The sequence below is a fragment of the Streptomyces sp. S186 genome (assembly GCF_051603415.1).
Taxonomy (GTDB): domain Bacteria; phylum Actinomycetota; class Actinomycetes; order Streptomycetales; family Streptomycetaceae; genus Streptomyces.
Map to the genome: position 1 here is coordinate 7,733,190 of NZ_CP193932.1, position 18,764 is coordinate 7,751,953.

16 protein-coding genes are annotated in these 18,764 nt (G+C 70.9%); 10 read left to right on the forward strand and 6 right to left on the reverse strand.

The features are described from left to right. Positions 1-46 precede the first annotated feature (46 nt). The gene (locus tag ACRAS8_RS33705) at positions 47-871 is read right to left on the reverse strand and encodes a lipase family protein (RefSeq protein ID WP_438489825.1); all 825 of its coding nucleotides are present in this window, start codon (positions 869-871) and stop codon (positions 47-49) included. Between the two features lie 532 nt (positions 872-1,403). On the opposite strand from ACRAS8_RS33705, the gene ACRAS8_RS33710 reads away from it, so the two are divergent. Then, positions 1,404-1,745: a hypothetical protein gene (locus tag ACRAS8_RS33710; RefSeq protein ID WP_438489826.1), complete on the forward strand. Its 342-nt coding sequence runs from the start codon at positions 1,404-1,406 to the stop codon at positions 1,743-1,745. 63 nt (positions 1,746-1,808) lie between these two features. Here ACRAS8_RS33710 and ACRAS8_RS33715 read toward each other — a convergent pair whose 3' ends face one another. Further along, positions 1,809-2,315 carry a TetR-like C-terminal domain-containing protein gene (locus tag ACRAS8_RS33715; RefSeq protein ID WP_438489827.1) on the reverse strand — a complete coding sequence of 169 codons (507 nt, stop codon included), beginning with the start codon at positions 2,313-2,315 and terminating at the stop codon, positions 1,809-1,811. Positions 2,316-2,586: 271 nt separating this feature from the next. Between ACRAS8_RS33715 and ACRAS8_RS33720 the strand changes: the two genes are divergently transcribed. Together ACRAS8_RS33720 and ACRAS8_RS33725 are read left to right on the forward strand one after the other, a co-directional pair. After that, positions 2,587-3,807 carry a cytochrome P450 gene (locus ACRAS8_RS33720; RefSeq protein WP_438489828.1) on the forward strand — a complete coding sequence of 407 codons (1,221 nt, stop codon included), beginning with the start codon at positions 2,587-2,589 and terminating at the stop codon, positions 3,805-3,807. A 31-nt stretch (positions 3,808-3,838) separates the two neighbouring features. Next, positions 3,839-4,039, forward strand: a complete 201-nt coding sequence (locus ACRAS8_RS33725; RefSeq protein ID WP_438490672.1) for a ferredoxin — start codon at positions 3,839-3,841, stop codon at positions 4,037-4,039. A gap of 48 nt (positions 4,040-4,087) precedes the next feature. Here the strand turns inward: ACRAS8_RS33725 and ACRAS8_RS33730 are convergent, their stop codons facing one another. After that, a complete protein-coding gene (locus ACRAS8_RS33730) occupies positions 4,088-4,696 on the reverse strand; it encodes an HAD family acid phosphatase (protein WP_438489829.1) in 609 nt (202 codons plus the stop codon). A gap of 201 nt (positions 4,697-4,897) precedes the next feature. Then, the gene (locus ACRAS8_RS33735) at positions 4,898-6,121 is read right to left on the reverse strand and encodes a Gfo/Idh/MocA family protein (RefSeq protein ID WP_438489830.1); all 1,224 of its coding nucleotides are present in this window, start codon (positions 6,119-6,121) and stop codon (positions 4,898-4,900) included. A 275-nt stretch (positions 6,122-6,396) separates the two neighbouring features. On the opposite strand from ACRAS8_RS33735, the gene ACRAS8_RS33740 reads away from it, so the two are divergent. The 5 genes from ACRAS8_RS33740 to ACRAS8_RS33760 all read left to right on the forward strand — a co-directional run bounded on the left by ACRAS8_RS33740 (position 6,397) and on the right by ACRAS8_RS33760 (position 13,902). Beyond that, positions 6,397-8,418, forward strand: coding sequence for a DUF2264 domain-containing protein (locus tag ACRAS8_RS33740; RefSeq protein WP_438489831.1), 2,022 nt, complete (start codon positions 6,397-6,399; stop codon positions 8,416-8,418). Positions 8,419-8,709: 291 nt separating this feature from the next. Then, a complete protein-coding gene (locus ACRAS8_RS33745; RefSeq protein ID WP_438489832.1) occupies positions 8,710-9,621 on the forward strand; it encodes a hypothetical protein in 912 nt (303 codons plus the stop codon). 271 nt (positions 9,622-9,892) lie between these two features. Continuing rightward, positions 9,893-10,336: a hypothetical protein gene (locus tag ACRAS8_RS33750; protein WP_438489833.1), complete on the forward strand. Its 444-nt coding sequence runs from the start codon at positions 9,893-9,895 to the stop codon at positions 10,334-10,336. A 22-nt stretch (positions 10,337-10,358) separates the two neighbouring features. Beyond that, positions 10,359-10,826, forward strand: a complete 468-nt coding sequence (locus tag ACRAS8_RS33755) for a hypothetical protein (protein ID WP_438489834.1) — start codon at positions 10,359-10,361, stop codon at positions 10,824-10,826. A 448-nt stretch (positions 10,827-11,274) separates the two neighbouring features. Further along, entirely contained in the window at positions 11,275-13,902 is a 2,628-nt protein-coding gene (locus ACRAS8_RS33760) for a hypothetical protein (RefSeq protein ID WP_438489835.1), read from the forward strand. 92 nt (positions 13,903-13,994) lie between these two features. On the opposite strand, the gene ACRAS8_RS33765 is transcribed toward ACRAS8_RS33760, so the two are convergent. After that, entirely contained in the window at positions 13,995-16,028 is a 2,034-nt protein-coding gene (locus tag ACRAS8_RS33765; protein ID WP_438489836.1) for a S8 family serine peptidase, read from the reverse strand. A gap of 240 nt (positions 16,029-16,268) precedes the next feature. Between ACRAS8_RS33765 and ACRAS8_RS33770 the strand changes: the two genes are divergently transcribed. Beyond that, a complete protein-coding gene (locus tag ACRAS8_RS33770; protein ID WP_438489837.1) occupies positions 16,269-16,649 on the forward strand; it encodes a VOC family protein in 381 nt (126 codons plus the stop codon). A 345-nt stretch (positions 16,650-16,994) separates the two neighbouring features. Beyond that, a complete protein-coding gene (locus ACRAS8_RS33775) occupies positions 16,995-17,084 on the forward strand; it encodes a hypothetical protein (RefSeq protein ID WP_018539510.1) in 90 nt (29 codons plus the stop codon). A gap of 84 nt (positions 17,085-17,168) precedes the next feature. Here ACRAS8_RS33775 and ACRAS8_RS33780 read toward each other — a convergent pair whose 3' ends face one another. Next, complete coding sequence (locus tag ACRAS8_RS33780; protein WP_438489838.1) at positions 17,169-18,737, reverse strand: Na+/H+ antiporter; 1,569 nt, start codon at positions 18,735-18,737, stop codon at positions 17,169-17,171. Positions 18,738-18,764: the final 27 nt, after the last annotated feature.

The window sequence follows — 18,764 nt, forward strand, 5'->3', positions numbered from 1 at the left end:
GCCGCGAACCTCTCGCGGCCCGAGCCGGCGGTGAATTGACCGTCCGTCAGGAGATGTTCTTCTCGATGGCGGCGATGTAGCGCTTGATCGAGTGGTCCCGGACACCGTCCGCGGCCGGCGCGAACGCGTCCGCGGTCAGCCCCTTGGCCCGGTCCGCCAGGCCGCCGAGCAGACCCATGGACTCGTGCAGCTTTCCGCCCGAGTCGATGTACCTCAGCGCCTCGACGTGCGTGAAGACCGGCTCGGGCGGAAGCTGCGGGACGATGTCGTTGTTGTTGACGAAGCGGTACATGCGGTTCTTGAAGCCCTTGTTGTACGCGTTCGCCAGGATGCGGTCGCAGGTGCGGGGCTGCCCGTAGGTGTAGACGCCGTCCGCCTGGAGCCGTGGCTCCTCCAGGTACATCCGTGCGCCGGCGAGCATGGCCAGCGCACCGCCGAGACTGTGCCCGGTGAACCACACGGTCTGGTTGTTGGTGCGCAGCTCCGCCAGGGCGTCCTTGACGCTCGGGAAGATCGACTGGAGGGCTTCGGCAAAGCCGTAGTGGACGTAGCCCGTCTGGGCCGGACCCGGCCACGGCGGCGTGCTGGCGTCCGACAGCCAGTCACGGATCTGCGCCGGCTCCGTGCCGCGGAAGGCGGTGACGATCATGTGGTCGCTGGCCGCGGTGTATGCCTGGGTGTCTTCCAGGGGGAACGGCGGGGTGAACTGTGTCTGATGGTGGCGCACCTCGTCGAAGTCCCAGTCGCGTGCCTGGGACTCGATGGTGGCCTCGTCCTTGTAGGCGAGATCCGATGCCTGGGCCAGCCAGTAGGCCAACGGCAGGCTGTACCCGGTCTTTGCATGGTGGTCGAGCGCGGTCGGTGCGGACACGCGGGGTCCTTTCGTTCCGAGTCGTACGCCGGCCGTGCGGGCGGGCCGTCCCGGCGGCGCAGGGTCGGTCCCTTCGTAACGGCCGACACCCGGCCCCCGACCCGTCGCCGCGCCCGTAGTCCCTCGAACGGCGGGCCTAGGGGGTTGGGCCGGCCCTCCACCTCACGACACGCTGAACCTGGAGGGAGGCGTACGGGTGTCGTGCGCGCCCTGGGTGACGCCTGTGCGCCCCTGTGTGGGCATATCGCCGACGGGCCGGGCGGGCCGACCATGACCGGTATTCGACGGGGCTCTACCGCGCCCCGCACCGGACAGAAAGGGTCTGCCATGCGTGCTCTGAAGACCAGGAGAACCGCACCTGCCTCAGCAGCAGCGACGCTGCTGCTCGCCGCGGCCATCCCTCTGGCGGGACCCGGCAACCTCCGCCCACGCTGTCAGCCTCGACGTTAGTTGCAGGGGCCGAGAACAGGACACCTACACTCCCGGCCTGACGCTGAAGCCTCAGCTTGTGCAGGTCCACACGGACCAGAGCATGAGCTGCGTCTCGACAGACCCCACTCTGACCAGCAGGACGGAGTCATTCGACGGCACCTTCACCCTGTCCTGTCTGACGCCGGTCTTCACTGGCCCAACCACCCTGACGTTCCACTGGAACAACGGCAAGACCAGCACGGCCAGCGGCAAGTTCACCGCGAGCTCGACCGGCGGCGACGTGCTCAGCATCTTCAGAGGTACAGCGACGGCCGGCGAGTTCCAGGGAGACACCGTCGAGACCGTCCTCGACGTCGCCCAGCCGAGCATGCAGCAGTGCCTCCGGCCCGGCGGAGTGACCCAGGAGACCGGCGTTTACACGGCGTCGTTCCAGAAGCTGTAGCCGCAGACCCGGACGTCGCTCTGCCAGAAACAGGTTCGGCGTCCGGGACCCACCGGACAGGCTCTAGCCTCCGTCGCCCGCGCGCTTCGGGGCCGGATGCAGGATCAGGGGAAGGTAGATGTCGTCGACGATGTCGGTGATGACGTCGTCCGCGACGGGCGTGCCGAAGAGCAGGAACTGGTTGCGCAGGAGGTCGGTGGCGACCGTGGCGCGCCGGGAGTTCAGGATCCAGGGCTGGATCTCGCCGCGTTCGACCGCGCGTTCCAGGATGGTCCGGAGGGCCGCCGGGCCGACGGTGTGGACGCTTTCCCGGACCAGTTTGGCGAAGTCGGGGTCGCGGGTCATTTCGGCCAGCAGGCCGCGCAGGATACCGCCGAGCGGGCTGGCCACCTTCGCGGCGAGCTGCCGCATCAGGTCGATCACGTCCGAGCGCAGGGCGCCGGTGTCGGGTGTCTCGATGGCGGTCAGGGCGGTCGACCGGCAGGCGTCCATGACCAGTTCGGCGCGGCTGGACCAGCGTCGGTAGAGGGCCGCCTTGCCGGTGCGGGCCCGACTGGCCACCCGTTCCATCGTCAGTTCGGCATAGCCGGTCTCGGTCAGCTCCTCCAGAGTCGCCGTCAGGATGGCTTTCTCCAGCTCCGCGCCGCGACGGCGGGGCCCTTTGCGGTGGTCGGCGGCGGGTGCGGCGTTGAGATCGGCGGTGGGATCGGCGTTGGGTGACAGCGTGACTCCCGAAGAGGTCTCGTAGAGGCCATTGCGTTCTCTATGAAGCCCAGTCTATTCTCCGAATTAGAGAACAACGCGTTCCTTAACCATGAGGTTTTCGATTCGGAGTGGACCGATGTCCGATACCGCCACCACGCCCCAGGCAACCGAAGCGCCCGCCTTCCCGAGCGATCGGACCTGTCCATACCAGTTACCGCAGGGCTACGCCGAGCTGCGGGACGCCCCCGGCCCCCTGCACCGCGTGACCCTCTACGACGGCCGCCAGGCATGGGTGGTCACCAAGCACGAGGCTGCGCGCAAGCTGCTCGCCGACCCGCGCCTGTCGTCCGACCGCACCGATGCCAACTTCCCCGCCACGTCACCGCGCTTCGAGGCCGTCCGGGAGAGCCGCCCGGCCTTCATCGGCCTGGACCCGCCCGAGCACGGCGCCAAGCGGCGGATGACGATCAGCGAGTTCACCGTCAAGCGGATCAAGGGCATGCGCCCCGAGATCGAGGAGATCGTGCACGGCTTCCTCGACGAGATGCTCGCCTCCGGCTCGCCCGCCGATCTGGTCAGCCAGTTCGCACTGCCGGTGCCGTCCATGGTGATCTGCCGGCTGCTCGGCGTGCCCTACGCCGACCACGACTTCTTCCAGGACGCGAGCAGGCGCCTGGTGCAGGCCACGGACGCGGCGAGTGCCTCCGCGGCACGCGACGAGCTCGGGCGCTACATGGACGGACTCATCACCGCCTTCCAAGCCGAGCCCGGCTCGGGCCTCGTGGGCAGCCTGGTCGCCGAGCAGCTCGCCAACGGCGAGATCGACCGCGAGGAACTGGTCTCCACGGCGCTGCTGTTGCTCATCGCCGGCCACGAGACCACCGCCTCGATGACCTCGCTCAGCACGATCACCCTGCTGGCACACCCCGAGCAGTACGCGGCCCTGCGCGACGATCGCAGCCTCGTTCCCGGGGCGGTGGAGGAACTGCTCCGCTACCTGGCCATCGCGGACGTCGCGGGTGGCCGCGTCGCCACCGCCGACATCGAGATCGAGGGCTGTCTCATCCGGGTCGGCGAGGGCGTGCTCGTCGTCAACTCCATCGCCAACCGGGACGGCACGGTGTACGAGGACCCGGACGCCTTCGACGTCCGCCGCTCCGCCCGCCACCACCTGTCCTTCGGCTTCGGCGTGCACCAGTGCCTGGGGCAGAACCTCGCCCGACTGGAGCTGGAGGTCATCCTCAACGCGCTGATGGACCGCGTCCCGACGCTTCAACTCGCCACCCCCGTCGACCAGTTGAAGCTGCGACCGGGCACCACCATCCAGGGCGTCAACGAGCTCCTGGTCACCTGGTGACGCGCGGAGAGGGAAGGGGAGTGCGATGACCATGCGGGTGAGTGCCGACCGGACGGTCTGCGTGGGCGCCGGACTGTGCGCGCTGACCGCCCCCGGCGTGTTCGACCAGGACGACGACGGGATCGTCACGGTGCTGGAATCCGCCCCCGCCGGCGACGACGGTACGGCGGCACGCGAGGCCGGCCTGCTCTGCCCGTCCCGCGCGGTCCGCATCGACGAGGCGGATGCGTAGCGATCGGGGCGTGAGGGGCCCGGGAGTCCGGCAATCAGCTCAACTGCATCAGCTCAACTGCCCGTCATAGTCGGGCAGTTTGAAGCCCTTCTCGTAGTGTCCGCCCTCAAGGTCGGTGCTGCGATTCCCGACATTGGCGACGAGAGTGTAGCCCTGTGACTCGTACTTCTTCCGGCAGCCGAGCTTGACCTGCGCTTTTCCTGGGCTGTTGCCGTGCGGCTTGAGGCAGAGGCCGTCGACCGTGTAGCCGGCCGCGGCGAGTTCGCGGGTCGTGGAGTCCTGCTCGTCGGGGTCGCGATAGGACGCGAACAGCACCGCCGCGCCATGCGCGTGCGCGTACTCCGTGGCCTTGAGGATCGCCTCGATCGGCTTCCCCCGGTCGTAGTGTGTGGCCAGCGAGGTGTTGTCGATGTCCAGGACGACCGCCGGCTTCTCGCCGCTCTTTCCCTCGGCCAGACGGTGTTTCAGGTAGTCCTGGAGGGACGCGGCGACCGGAGCGACATCCTTGAGCCACTCGCTCTTGCTCGGCAGCGAGTCCGGCTTGCTCGGCAACGAGTCCGGGCGGACGGCCGCCTGCGCGGAGAGCGGCAGTGCCACCAACGCACCCAGCACCGGCCCCAGTACAAGTGCGGCTCTTTTGCCCATTCCTATTCCCATGCCTGATTCCCTCACTCCTTTGTGTGCGGGTCGTCCAGGTCATTGCTACCCGAATTAGCGGCCCTAAACGGTGTCCATGCCTCGCCAATCGTCACAATGGGACGTGATTCACATCGAGCCGCACCCGTCGAAGGAATCCACCGATCTGCACACTACGAAGGATTTACCTCCTTGAAATAGGGATTTCAACTCACATTTCCCTCACGTTCCCTGGCCATTGGTGGAGAAATGGTCGGCCAACCCCTGGGGCAATGCGGGCACATTGACGGGAACGCCGTCGGCGCGCAGCGATGAGGTGGCGGCACAGGCGGCCGCCACCGCCTGCCGGGCCGCCACCGGCGAGGTGAGCGTGCGCCCGCCCTCGCGTACGAAGTTGACGAACTCGGCCATCAGTCGGGGGTCGGCCCCGCCGTGCCCGCCGTCGTCCGGGGGAACCGCGACGACCAGATCGGCGTCCGCGCGATAGCCGCTGCGCCGGCCGTTCCACACCTTGACCACCGCCCCGTCGGTGTCGCCGAAGTTCTCCAGCCGCCCGTGGGTGCCGATGACGGTGTAGTTGCGCCAGTAGTCGGGCGTGTAGTGGCACTGCTCGTACGTGGCGAACACCCCGTTGTCCAGGCGCATGGTCATCATCGACAGGTCCTCGACATCGACCACGTCGTTCAGGCCGGTCAGCGAGGTGGGCGGCCAGTTGTTCTCGGGATCGAACCACTCGGTAAGCGTCCGTTCGCCCTGCCCGCCGCGCGCCGTGATGTCGCCGTAGACGGTCAGCCCGCCCATCGCCTGGGCCCGCACGGTGTAGCCGCCGGCCAGCCAGTGGATCACATCCAGGTCGTGCGCCCCCTTCTGCAGCAGCAGACCGGTGGTCCGGCGCCGGTCCGCATGCCAGTCCTTGAAGTAGAAGTCCCCGCCGTGGCCGACGAAATGACGGCACCAGACGGCCTTGACCTCGCCGATGACGCCCTCGCGGACCAGGTCGCGCAGCGTCCGGATGACGGGCATGTGCCGCATGTTGTGGCCGACGTAGAGCCGGGTGCCGGTGTGTCGCGCCGTCTCCAGTACGCGGTCGCACCCGGCGGTGGTGATCGCCAGGGGCTTGTCGACGAACACCGCGACGCCGGCCGTCAGGAAGTCGACGGCCAACTGCTCGTGGGTGTCGTCCGGCGTCGTCAGGATCACCCCGTCCAGCCCCGCATCGAGCAACCGGCGGTGGTCGGCGTACCGCTCGGCCCCCGGGTACAGTTCCCGGCCGCCTTCCCGGCGGGCCGCGACCGGGTCGCACGCCGCCACCACCCGCGCCCGCAGACGCTGCTCGGCCACATGCCTGCCGAGCGTTCCGCGCATCCCGAGCCCCACCACGGCGAGCCGCAGTTCCTCCGCGGTCTGTGACGTTTGCTGAGCTTCGGGTGGCTCAAGGGCGCCCAACCCATCATGTTTTACTGGCCTTTGATGGCCATTTGGTTCCTGCTGGGGGCTGCTGGACAACCGCATCAGCCTTTCCTTCTTTCCTTCAGGGACGTTGACGGGTCGGCCGGCGCGCGCGAGGCGGCCGGCCGGAGGCTCCCGCGTCCCGTCCGTTTCAGGTGCTTGTGGCCTTCGTCGGCAGGCGGCCATGCTGGCGCGGGGCACACCCCGAAATCTGCCGCACGGCAACCCGATGACCACCACACCACCGCCGAGCACCGGACTCAAGGAGCCCCATGTCACGCACGCGCGGGACCGGACCGTCACTGCCACCCGAGGACCGTACGCTCTCGCCCTTCACGGGCTACGCTCGCGCGCACTGGCTGGCCCTCGCCGACCGGCTGCTGACGGACGCGCACCGGTTCGCCTCGCCTTCCGGCGCACGCCTCGTGCTGCCCGGCAGACCGTCGTCGTCGGGCACCGATTCCGACCAACTCGAAGGCTTCGCCCGTACGTTCCTCCTGCTGGCCTTCCGCATCGCGGGCTGCGAAGGACAGGCGCCCGCCGGCCTGCTCCAGTCCTACGCGGCGGGTATCGGCGCCGGCACCGACCCCGGACATCCCGAGGCGTGGCCGGCACTCGGCCAGGAGTGTCGGCAGACCCTCGTCGAGGCGTGCTCCCTGGCCCTGGGGCTGCACCTGACGCGGCCGTGGTTGTGGGACCACCTGCCGGACGGGGTGCGGGAACGGGTCGTCGCGTGGTTGCAGGGTGCCTGGGGGCTGCGGATACCCGACAACAACTGGCACATGTTCCGGGTGATCGTCGGCGAGTTCCTGGCGAGTGTCGGGGCCGCCCACGACCGCGCCGCGATGGACCACGACCTGGCACGTATCGAGGAGTTCTACGTCGGCGACGGCTGGTACCGCGACGGCGGCGACACCCGCACCGCCGACAACTTCGACCACTACAACGGCTGGGCCCTGCACACCTACCCCCTCCTGTGGTCCCTGATGGCCGGCGAGCGCGCCACGGACCGAACGGTCCTCAAAGCGCGACTGCGGCGCTTCCTGGCCGACTACGCACTCTTCTTCGGCGCGGACGGCGCACCCGTGCATCAGGGCCGCTCGCTGATCTACCGGTTCGCGGCGGTCACCGCCCCGTGGCTGGGCGCACTGGTCGACGCGACCCCGCTCGGACCGGGCCAGACCCGGCGACTGGCCAGTGGTGCGCTGCGCCACTTCACCGACCGCGGATTCCGCGACCGGAACGGCATTCCCACCCTCGGCTGGTACGGGCCGTACCCACCACTGGTGCAGGGCTACTCCGGCCCGGCGTCCCCGTACTGGCTCGCCAAGGCATTCCTCGGCCTGCTGCTGCCGGCCGACCACCCGTGCTGGACGGAGCCGGAGGAGCCGCTGCCCGTCGAACGGGGCGACCGGATCCAGGCCCTGCCCGTCCCCGGCTTCGTGATCTCGGCGACCCGCGCGGACGGCGTGGTACGGCTCCTCAACCACGGCAGCGACAACTACGCGACGGCCGACCACGGAGGCGACGACCAGGCGCGGGGCGGCCGCGCGGCAGGCCGTTTCCGCCACCCCGAGCTCGGCCTATCCCGCCGCACCCGCATCCACCGCCTGCATCTACACGACCACTACGCCGCGTCCTGGCACCAGCCTGCCTGGAACCAACCTGCCTGGCATCAATCGGCCGGGCACCATTCCGCTCTCCGTCCCACTCGCCAGCAAGCCGACTGGCACGACGGGACAGACACCGAGGCCGCGGCCCGGATCGAGACCGCGAGCGTGGTTTGGGGCGCGTTCGAACTGCGCGCCCATCTCGTCGATGCGCCCCCGTACCTGCCGCTGCACGACAGCGGATGGCAGCTCGCGGGGGAGCGGCCGCCACGCGTCCAGGTCACCGACCACCGGGCCGAAGCCGCCACCGACAACGGCCTGACCAGCACATTCGTCTCCCTCTCCGGCCACACGCAGCTCGACGTGGCGACCGCGGAGGGCACCAGCGCCTTCGGCCGGTACACCGCCGTCCCGTATGCCACCGGGCGGCGCACGACGGCCCGGACGCTGCATGTCGCCCTGATCGGTCTCACCGGCCGTGGCGCGGACCCCGAGCCTCCGGTCGTACGATGCACCGTCGAGGGGACGACCGTCATCGCCGGCTTGCCCGGCCGTACTTGGGTGGTGGTGGCCCTCGGGGCGGAGCAGGCACGGTCGCCGGTGGTGGGCGGGGTGCCGCTGACCGGGCCGGTGCGGTACGCCCGGGTTTCCCCGGACGAGGAACCGGTGATCGTTCGCGACTGAGGCCACTGTCAGCTGCCAGCGCTGTCACCGCATGCACAAAGGTAATCAATTCATGGCCAGGCTTTTACAAACTGGTTGAAAGTATGTGCCACGCGGGTGAAGGCTCTGGACAAGTATGTTCTGGGATCGAAATGGACGCGCCTGGGTATCGGCTGCGTCTCGGAGTGCGGGCGGCGGATTGCGTGGCCGGCCGTCGCCCGTACGATGCCGGAACTCCGTTCGTCCCCACCTCATCCGGAAGGCCACCGCGGAATGCCCGTCTTCAGACGCCGCAAAGGCAGTCGTCCCCGTATGCTCCCCGAACTCGACGACGCCGCCCTGGGGCAGGTCAGGCGACGCGTCGAGACCTGTTGGGACCGCGGTTCGCTCGACACGCCTGTCATGGCCCTGATGGCAGACGTGCTCCGCGACGCCGGCGACGACTGGGACCGCAAGGCGCACCGTCTGCGCGTCCTGGCCGCAGCCGCGGGACGGGCCCTGCCCGGCATCTGGCGCGAGCACAACCCGCACAACCAGGACGCCCTGCTGCTGCATGCCTGGTCGGACCTGCTGCAGGCCCGCCAGGCAGGCTCCGACGTCGACCTGGAGGCCGCCCGGCAGACCTGCCACCGCGCGGCCGAACTGCTGCCCGCCGACCCCACGCCCTGGACCCTGCATCTGGCTATTCTCCGCCTGGAGCGTCGCCCGTCCACCGAACTGGCTGCGATCTGGCGCGAGATCAAGGCCCGCGACCCGTGGAACCGGGAGGCTCACCTCCAGGCACTGGGCTACCTCTCACCGGACGAATGCGGCTCCAGCAGCCAGGTGCTCGACCTGCTCGACAGCGTCCGCTCCGCGATGCCCACCAACGCTCCCGCGGCCGGCCTGGAACTCACCGCCCTGGTCCGCAACCACCAGCGAGCCATGGCTCCCGGAGGGGTCACGGCCCTTGGCGCGGGCGAGTTCTGGCGCCGGCACGACGCGGTCACGGTGCTCGACCACGCTGCGCACTACTGGCCGAGCCAGGGCTTCCTCCGCCATGCCCAGGCACTCGCCGACCTGAACCTGCTGGCCTATGCGCTGATGAAGGCGGCGCGCCCCGGCGAGGCCGCGAACGTGCTGCGCAGCACCGGCGGCGTGGGGACGCCCTGGCCGTGGAACGCGGAGGGCGAGCCGCTGGAGCGGTTCTCCCACTACTACGCCCGCGCCCGCGAAAGCGAGTGACGAGGGCGGTGGGGTTCCTCAACGTGGCGGTCGCCCGGCGGCGGTGAGGTGGCGCGGGCGGCGCGAGCGGGTCGGGTCTCGCAGGTGAGCGGCGTCCGCCTCGATGGCGCTGTATGCCGTCTCTCGCCACTGTGGCGCACGTCGCCGCGGTGGGGTCAGGCATACGACGCATAGCCGGAACGAGTGGAATAACCGACTCTTTCCCGTGTCTCCCGAATTTCCCGATCTCTCCCAGGGGAATTTCTTCTCGGAAGAGCGTTGGGAGACCCGCATGCGTGACACCGTCGGCACCGGCCGCTCCGCGGCGTCCGGCGGCGGCCGCATGCTGTTTTTCCTGGGGCTGCTCGCCCTGCTGTTCGCGGCGCTCACCACCGGCTACGCCGACGCGGCGGACGCCCAAGGCGGCCGGTGCCCCACCCGCGTCGAGGCTCCGGCCTCCACCAGTGCCGCGGACCGGATCTGCGACACCACGAGTCATGTGCTGGCCTCGGCCGGGGGCACCGCTCACCACCATCCGGGCAACGGCTTCCGGCGGTTGTGCCACGCCACCGCCTGCCATCTGCGTCACCACGTCCCGTCCGGGCCGAACGGCAAGGCCCTGCGGGAATCCCGTGCCGAAGAGCCCCTGGCCGCACCGGGACCCGCCGCCTCCTGGGGCGTCCTCCCGTCCACCGCCACCGGCCTGCCCGCGCGGGTGACCGTTCTGCGCTGCTGAGCGAGCCCGGCCGCGTACCACCATGCCCCGCGCGCCCCCGCACCACGGGGCCGAGGGGGAGGTCGCGGCCTGCCGCTGCAGCGTCCACGACATCCCGCACCGCAGGAGTTCCGGCATGCCCGCCGACGTCTTCGCCGCCCTCGCCGCCCTCGTACGCGCCGAGGCGCGCCGCAACGCACCCCGATCCGAGCCACGCCCACCGGCCGCCACCGCACCGACCGACCCTTCCCCGTCACTGGCCCCCTCCACATCACAGGACCTGTCCACACCACAGGACCCGTCCGTCTCCGTGCCCGCGCAGCCCGCAACGCCGCCTGCCAGACCGGACGACCCGGCCGCTGCCCCCGAGCCCCCGCCCGCGGCTCCGGCTCCGGACGGCGGACGTCCGTGCCTCGGGCTGCTGCGCAGGTTGCGCGCGCTCGTCGCCGCGGTCGTGCGGCGCCGGCGGCTCCGCTCCGCCGACCGCGGACCGGCACCCGAAAATTCCTGACGGCGCCGCGGGGCGTCCGGTACGGCGTCCGGCCGCGCCCGGTCGCCGAGTTGGCGGGCCTGCTCGGGGCCCTCCTCAGTGGTGCGCGGCTGCCTGGCGGAGCCCGTAGGCGGCACCACCGCGGCGACCGCCGCCGCCGCGACCAGCAGCCCCGGCAGCGGGCCGGAACCGGCGGCGGCTGCGGCCGGCCCCAGCGCGGTGAAGGTCCCCGCGCTCAGCATCGAGCCGAGCCCGGTCACCCCGCGTCGAACAGGCAAGGCGCCGCCGCAGTGCCTGACAGGTGGGAACTCTTGCTGCCGGAGCGGGGGTTGGGTGCGGACGGGCGGCGTTGTCAGTGGGCTGTGTCACGATCGAAGACGTCGGGTCGGTGCGTACGGCCGCTGCGCAGCAGGCCCGCGCGCAGACACCGCATTCCCGCCCGTCCACACCGCAGTGAAGGGACTCGACCGTGAGCGACAGCTCCCGCTCCGCGCTTCGTCTCGCGTTGCGCCTCGCCGATCCGGCCACCGCCGACGCGCTGGCCGGGCGTATGCGGCCGCAGCTGTTGGCCCTGCTCTCCGACCGGTTGGGCCTCCCTGGGGAGTTGGTGGGCGAACTCCTCGGCGAGGACGACGCCGGACGGCTGCGGGCGGTCCTGGAGGAGGACCCGGTCGAATGGCTCGCCGCGGCGGCGGAGGCGGGAGATCCACTCCTCGGTCCGGCGCTGTGGCGCGCGGAGTACCGCGACAACGACGGGAGCAAGATCCGTGCGGTCGAGGAGGCGCCGGGGCTGCCGGCGATCCTGCTGGCGGCCGCCGACTTCACGGATGATCGCTGGTACGCCGAAGACGGCCTGCTCAACATGGTTTACAAAGCCGCGGGGCCCCTGATGCTCCCCGCCCTGACCAGCGGGGCCGCCGGGCTCTCCATGGACCTCCTCGCCGCGTTCAATCCCTACCTCCCGCCGCCGGTCGTCGTCGACGCCTGTCTGAGCCTGCTCGCTCTTTGGGGCACCACCGAGCCCTTCGAGGAATTCCTCCGCATGCACGAGGACGTGCCGCTGCTCACCCACTGGCATTCGTGGCTGCCGGACATGCTGCGCGCCGCCCTCACGGCCCCCGATCCGGAGGCGTACCTCCTGGAGCACCGGGCCACGGATGAGTGGACCGACCCGGAGCACCTTCACGCGTTGGCGAGGGTGCGCTGCGGATACCCCGGCCTCACGGCCAGGCCCGACGGCCTGGACTGGGCGCTGATCCGGCGGGAGCACGAGCGCCTGTCCTTCCACCGGGACAACCTCCCCGCGGACGACACCGGCCGGGCGGTCGCCCCGCTGCTCCTGCTCACCCAGTGGGAGGGATGTCCCACCCATCTGTTGTGGGAGAGCTTCCGGGCCGATCCGGTCGAGACCGCCAAGTACGCCGCGGAGCTCCCGTTCGAGGCGTTCACCGTGTTGTGGACCGACCGCGAGGAGCGCAACGGAGTGTTGTGCCACGCCCTGGAGCGCGGCATCCTCGCCGGCCGGCTGCCCGTGGAGCGGGTGCTGGCCGAGGTGGGCCCGGCCGAGGCGGTCCTGGCGCATCTGCCGCTCGACCACGGCCCGACCAGGAAGTCACTCACGGATCTGCTGGCGGCGCTCGGTAAGGACCCCGTCAACTGGCTGACGTTCTACGCCCGCCTGAGTACGGCCACCGGGAGCGTCACCGAACTCGTCGCGGACGCCACCGCGACGGATGCCACCGCGGTGGATGCCACTGCGACGGATGCCATCGCGAAGGACGCCCGCGCGAAGCGGCACGAGAGCTGGTCACGGCCGGCCCCTGCGCAGTTCCCGGCCGAGCCACCCGATGACGCCCGGTCCGCCTTCCTCAAGGTGCTGGCGTGCGCCTCAGCGGAGGCTCAACTAGCCGTCATGCCCTACTTCGACGAGCGGGCCGTGCAGCACTTCCTCGTCTTCGGCAACCCCTCCCCGGCCGTTCGCGAGGCGGTGTTCGCCGCCCACGGTCCCTCCGCCCAGGTGGCGATGGCCGGCAGCCAGGCCCTCTCCGAGGGGAAGGTGCGCGCTCTCCTGGATCTCGACGAGCCGGCCGTGGACGCCATGTTGTTCCGGTACGGCCCCCTCGACCGGACCGAACACGAGCGGCTGCTGGCCGGCTTCCTACGGGCCGGCGGCCGTCGGGAAGCGGTCCCCGAGGAGCTGCTCGCGGCCCTGGACGATCCCGACGCCGCCTACGACCGGACCCAGTTGGCAGCCGGCCTGGGGTCAGGGGATCTCGGGGTGGCACACAGGGTGCTGGCGCGGCTGCGGCCGCTCCAGCTGCCGGCCTCGCGGCTGCGGCTGCTGGTCGCCGTCTGGGAGCGCAGCGGTCCCGACGCGGTCCGCGAAATACTGGCGACGGATCACCTGCCGGTCGCCCTCCGCCACTGTACGGAGCGGCAGTTGGCGTCGCCTGACGGCCTGGCGGAGCTGCGCTCCCAGCTCGCCGAGGCGGAGTCGCCGGAGGCGCTGCTGGCGTATCTCACCGAGCCGGCCGACCATCCCCGGGAGCGGGAGCGTCTGCAGCAGCTCTGCGACGAGGGCGCCACACCGCCCTGGCAGGCCCTCAGCGCGGCGCGCGACGCCGGGACGCTCTCCGACGAGCTGCTCGACGCCCTGGTGGAGCTTCCCGACTGCCCCCGGGCGCTGTTGCTGGCTGCGTTGGAGAAGACACCGGTGTGGGGAGCGGACTGGCTACGTGCCGCGCTCGGCAGCGGCCGGCTCACCCACACCGATGTCCTCATGTACGCAGCCCCCGCCCGCGCGGCCCTGCACACCCTCCAGCAGTACCCCGACGAGCGGCCCGGCGACGAGCCCCACGGTGGCGAGCCGACCGGCGAGAAGCCCCACCGCGCTGAGCCCTCTGAGCCCTACGGCGCCGACCCGCCCCCGCACCCCGTGTGCGTCCAGGCAGAGTTGCTCACCCGGGAGCATCTGGGGACGGACGTCGATGCCTGGGCCCGCTGCCTCCAGCTGCTGCCGACCTTCGCGGGGACGCTCCCCGAACTCCTGGCGGCGGCCAAGGCCCCGACGCGCGCCTCTACGCGGCAGGGGATATGACCGCCCGGTGCGCGCCCTGTAGCAACGCGGGCGGCGTACCGGGCGGTCCGGCCCTGTGGCTCTGTGGCGGTCCGGCGCCGTGGGCGGCTGCCTCACACGAGGCGCCAGGCCACGGCGTACGGCTGGGCGAACTGTGTGATGCGATGCGCGCGGACGACGACCTCGGTGTCCCCGCTCGGGATGCCGGGCCAGCGGACCTGCTCGATGTTGTTGACCCGGTCGAATCCGGAGTCCGTGCCCATGTTTCCGTGGCGTTCCTGCCCGCCCGCGCGGACGATCAGGTTGAGGTCGTTCTGCAGGGCGGGTCCGGGCGGATCCGTCCAGACCAGCGTGATCTTCAGCTCGTGGGCGCCGTCTTGCGGGACAGTGAGGGTGAAGGCGCGCTCCTCGTCCTGGTCCAGCGCGTCCCCCTCGGCGAAGCCCGCATGGTCACCGGCGTCGGCGTCGGGCAGCACGATGGCTTGTTCCAGATTGACCAGCCCGAAGCCGGAGTTGTTGTTCGGGGAAGGGCCGGCCTCGGACGGGTTGTACTGGCCCGGAAGGTCGTCCGTCCCATTGATCAACAGGGCTTTCAGCAGCGCCGCGCTCGGATCGGGGGTGCCGTTCTTCACCAGGGCTTCCCGCAGTACCGCCACACAGCCCGCGACCAGCGGCGTGGCCATGCTCGTACCGCTGTCGAAGAAGAACGCCGGATCGTTGGAGACTCCGAACACCGTGCTGAACTTCGCCGCCCGCGAGTGGGTCGACAGGATCGACGTGCCGGGCGCGACGACGTCGGGTGCGAAGCGGCCCTCCTGCGTGGGGCCCCGGCTGCTGAACGCCGCCATTCCGGCCGGGTTGTCCGCCTGCCGGTCGTCGTGGATCGGGTTGACCGGGAAGGAGAACCCACTCAACTGGCCATAGGTCAGCGGGATGTCCGGGCGCCGGCTTTCACTGGCGCCGACGGTGACGCAGTTCTTGGCGGCGGCCGGCCCGCTGACGGAGGCGGGGCTGATCCGGCCGGTCCGGCCCAGATCGCGCCCGGCGTTGCCCGCGGCGAAGCAGATGACGAGGTTCTTGTGGTCCCAGACCATCTGGTCGATCTCGGCCGACTGCTCGTTGTAGGGCAGCCCCGGCTGGGTCGGGCCCCATGAGTTGGTGTGGACCCGTGCCTCGTCCTCGGTGTACGGCGGCCCGAACAGGTCCTGCAGATCGGTCGGGATGCCGCCCAGTCCGCCGTTCTCGTCCAGAAGGGACTGCAGCACGAGCGTCGCCTCGGGCGCGGTGCCGTCGATGGCGCCGCCCATCGACGCGGACTGGCCGCTGCCGAGGACCGAACCGGCCACATGCGTGCCATGACCGTCCGGATCGTCGGTCTGGTCCGGGTCGGTGCGGCCGAGGGCGACCAGGCGCTTGACCCGGCCGTTGAACGCCGGGTGCACGTCCTGGGCGGAGCCCTTGTCGAGGCCGGTGTCGGCGATGGCCACCACCTGGCCCGCGCCCCGGAACGGCGTGCCGTTGAGGGAGACCCGGGCGTGCAGCAGTGCCCCCGCGACGGGGTTGTAGAGCACCATGGCCGGGACTTCCTCGACATGCCGGATGTCGTCCAGGGAGGTCAGCGCGGCGAGGTTCTCCTCCGGCACCGTCATCCGCACCTTCCGGCGACCGGATCGGACGTCGCCGATGCCGACCCCGCCGGCCTGCGCGATCCGCTCCCGCACCTCGGCGGAGCCGGCATCGACGTCCTGGTGGAGGACGACATCGACGGTGTGGGTGCGGGGCTCCGCCATCTCCAGCGGCTCGGCGAGCACCGCGACGCCCGGCCGCAGTCGGCCCGAGCGCAGCGACGGGGCGAGCTTGAAGCCCTTGAGGTAGACATCCGCCCAGGCCACGAACGGCAGGGCGCGCACGGCCGCCAGATCGGACGGCCGGTATCCGCACAGATAGGTACTGTCCGGTACGTACTCGTGGATCACCACGCCCAGAGCCGTCAGCTGGCTCTTCTCGTCCGCGGACGGCGCGTGCGTGGTCTGCACAAGCAGATAGTTTGATGCCGAAGCATCCTCGGAGACCAGCTCTTCACTGGCCAGCTCGGCGGACTGGACCAAGGGGTCGATGGTCACGCCGTTGATAGTGATGCGAGCCACGACAAGCTCCAAAGTTGCGCACGTACAGTGGCTCCCTTTTCTCACTATAGAAGCGATACCGATGGCGGGCTCGGGGACGAATCCCCGCCGGATTACCGCCGGATCACCGCTTGTCCGTGTCCGATGCCCGTGTCCCGTTCAACTTCCTGTTCAACTTCCTGGCCGCCTCCCCTTGTGATGGATGTTGTGACGGAAAAGTCCACTGGACAGTCGCCGCGGGACTGCCGGATAGTGCGCCGCATGGCTTCTCGCGTGCGGCACCTCACCTTCGACTGCTCCGACGCCTACGGCCTGGGACAGTTCTGGGCCGCCGTCCTGGACGGCTCGCTGGCCGACGACGACGCCCCGGGAGACCCCGAGGCCCTGGTCACCGCCCCGGGCTCGGCGCTGCTGTTCCTCGCGGTGCCGGAGGGCAAGGCCGTGAAGAACCGGCTGCATGTGGATCTGCAACCCCAGGACCGGACGCGGGACGAGGAGGTGGCCCGCGTCCTCGCCCTGGGAGCCACGCTGGTGGCCGATCACCGCAGGCCCGACGGCACGGGCTGGGTGACCCTGGCCGACCCCGAGGGCAACGAGTTCTGCGTCGAACGCAGCGCCGCCGAGCGGGTGCAACATCCCTGATCCGAGACGTGATCCGCACGCGGGCCGGTCGTCCCGCCCCAACACCGCTTTCCGGGGCCGACGTTGTACGGGTCCTGGCCGTCGGGCCGGCGGGCGCACCGCCCCGCACGGCACGACCTCGCGCGCCGCGAACGACACCCTCGGTGGGCTCCGGCTGGACCGTCCGGGGCTGGACCGTCCGTGTCAGGAATGGCGGCCGCCGCACGGCGGGTTGCTGCGTGCCCGGGGGCCGGCCCGTTCGGATTCCGTTAGGGAACCGGGCCCGGTGTGCACGCGTGGCCGGGACGGACGCCAACGTGGAGCGGACGCCGATCCGGCGGGGCGCAGAAGAAGAGGAGGTCCGTGGTGAGCGCGGAGCACATCGTGGGGGTGCTGGTGGCGGTGGCACTGGTCGGGCTGTTGGTGGCCGGCGTCAAGTTCCCGGACCGGTTCTGAGTTCGCGGCAGGCTGTGCGGGCGTGGCAGCCGGATCGCGGTCGAGGACGCGGGCCGCGAGCCGCGATGACCACCGCGCGGGCGGTCAGTCCTCGCCCAGTCCGGCGTCTTCGAGGTCCAGGCCGCGCTGCAGCCGGCGCCGGGTGGTGTCGCTGATGTGGTGCTCCGCGTACAGCCGTTGGAGCTGGGTGGACTCGGCGGCTATCACGGTGCGGCGCAGCTCCCGGTAGGTGGCTGCCGAGGCCCAGGTGGACGGCGTGGCGTCGTCGTCCTGGTCGGCGTCGGCCTGGTCCAGACGGGCCAGCAGACCGCGGCGCAGCTGGTCGATCAGCGCGGTGGGCGCTGCCTCGGCCGCCTCCAACTCGTCGAGGCAGGCCAGCCCGGCCTTGGCGAGTCCGGCGCGGGCGCGGGCCTCTTCGCGGGCGGTGTGCTCCGGCTCCAGCGCGATCCCCGACCAGCGGACGACCGGCGCGAGGGTGAAGCCCTGCAGGACGAGGGTGAAGACGACCACGCCGGTGGTCAGCACCAGGACCAGCGGGCGGTGCGGCAGCGGGCTGCCGTCGCCGGCGGCCAGCGGGATGGACAGCGCGGCGGCCAGCGGCATCACCCCGCGGGTGCCGGCCCAGGAGACCACCGCCGGAATCCGCCAGGTGACCGCGCCGTTGCCGCGCCGGCGCTGCATGACGGCGGAGAGCGGCAGCACCCCCAGCATCCGCACCGCGATCACGGTGCCGGCCACCACGAGCACGCCCAGCGGCCAGGCATGGTCGACGGCGTTCAACTGCCGCACCAGGGCTGGGAGTTCCAGCCCTATCAGCGCGAAGACGACACTCTCCAGCAGGAACACCACGGTGCCGTAGACGGCGTGCACCTGGAGGCGGATGGTGGCGTTGGTGAGCCGGTGTCCGGTGCTGCCCAGCACCACCCCCGCGACCACCACCGCGGTGACACCGGAGGCATGCAGATCCTCGGCCAGGACGTACGAGGCGTACGGGGTGAAGAGGGCGATCACCGTCTCCAGGATCGGGTCCTCGGTCCGCCGACGGATCAGCGCCACCAGGGCCGCGACGGCCCCGCCGACCAGCGCCCCGCCGCCGCCCAGGACCAGGAACTGGCCGCCGGCCGACGGCAGGGTGACCGCATGGGCCACTGCCGCGGTGCCCACCGCCACCTTGAAGAGCACCAGGCTGGTGGCGTCGTTGAACAGGCTCTCGGACTGGACCAGGACCTGTATCCGCGGCGGCAGCGCGATCTTGCGGCCGAGCGCTGTCACGGCGACCGGGTCAGTGCTGGCCAGCACGGCGCCCAGTACGAACGCCATGGTGGGGGAGAGCGGGGTGGCCGCGGACGCCACGACCCCGACGGCGGCCGCGGTGGCCAGCACCAGCCCGAAGGCGAGCACGGTCACCGGCCGCCATACCAGGCGCAGTTCGCGCCAGGGGATCTCCTCGGCGGAGGCGTACAGCAGCGGCGGCAGCACCACCACGCTGATCACTTCGGGCGCCACCTGGACGTCTCGGAGCCAGGGCAGCAGCCCGACGAGCAGCCCGCCGACGACCAGTAGCGAAGGGGCGGGGATGCGCCAGTGGCGGGCGCCGGTGGCCACCAACGTGGCGAACACGACGAGGAGGAGAATGGCAGTAAGGTCGGTCACGCGCTCGTCTCTCGATGGCTCCGGCTG

What these genes read in the sequence shown, in the direction of transcription:
- ACRAS8_RS33710 (WP_438489826.1), top strand. Translation starts at nt 1,404, where the DNA reads ATGAGCTGCGTCTCGACAGACCCCACTCTGACCAGCAGGACGGAGTCA.
- ACRAS8_RS33715 (WP_438489827.1), bottom strand. Translation starts at nt 2,315, where the DNA reads ATGGAACGGGTGGCCAGTCGGGCCCGCACCGGCAAGGCGGCCCTCTAC.
- ACRAS8_RS33720 (WP_438489828.1), top strand. Translation starts at nt 2,587, where the DNA reads ATGTCCGATACCGCCACCACGCCCCAGGCAACCGAAGCGCCCGCCTTC.
- ACRAS8_RS33725 (WP_438490672.1), top strand. Translation starts at nt 3,839, where the DNA reads ATGCGGGTGAGTGCCGACCGGACGGTCTGCGTGGGCGCCGGACTGTGC.
- ACRAS8_RS33730 (WP_438489829.1), bottom strand. Translation starts at nt 4,696, where the DNA reads ATGGGAATAGGAATGGGCAAAAGAGCCGCACTTGTACTGGGGCCGGTG.
- ACRAS8_RS33740 (WP_438489831.1), top strand. Translation starts at nt 6,397, where the DNA reads ATGTCACGCACGCGCGGGACCGGACCGTCACTGCCACCCGAGGACCGT.
- ACRAS8_RS33745 (WP_438489832.1), top strand. Translation starts at nt 8,710, where the DNA reads ATGCTCCCCGAACTCGACGACGCCGCCCTGGGGCAGGTCAGGCGACGC.
- ACRAS8_RS33750 (WP_438489833.1), top strand. Translation starts at nt 9,893, where the DNA reads ATGCGTGACACCGTCGGCACCGGCCGCTCCGCGGCGTCCGGCGGCGGC.
- ACRAS8_RS33755 (WP_438489834.1), top strand. Translation starts at nt 10,359, where the DNA reads ATGCCCCGCGCGCCCCCGCACCACGGGGCCGAGGGGGAGGTCGCGGCC.
- ACRAS8_RS33770 (WP_438489837.1), top strand. Translation starts at nt 16,269, where the DNA reads ATGGCTTCTCGCGTGCGGCACCTCACCTTCGACTGCTCCGACGCCTAC.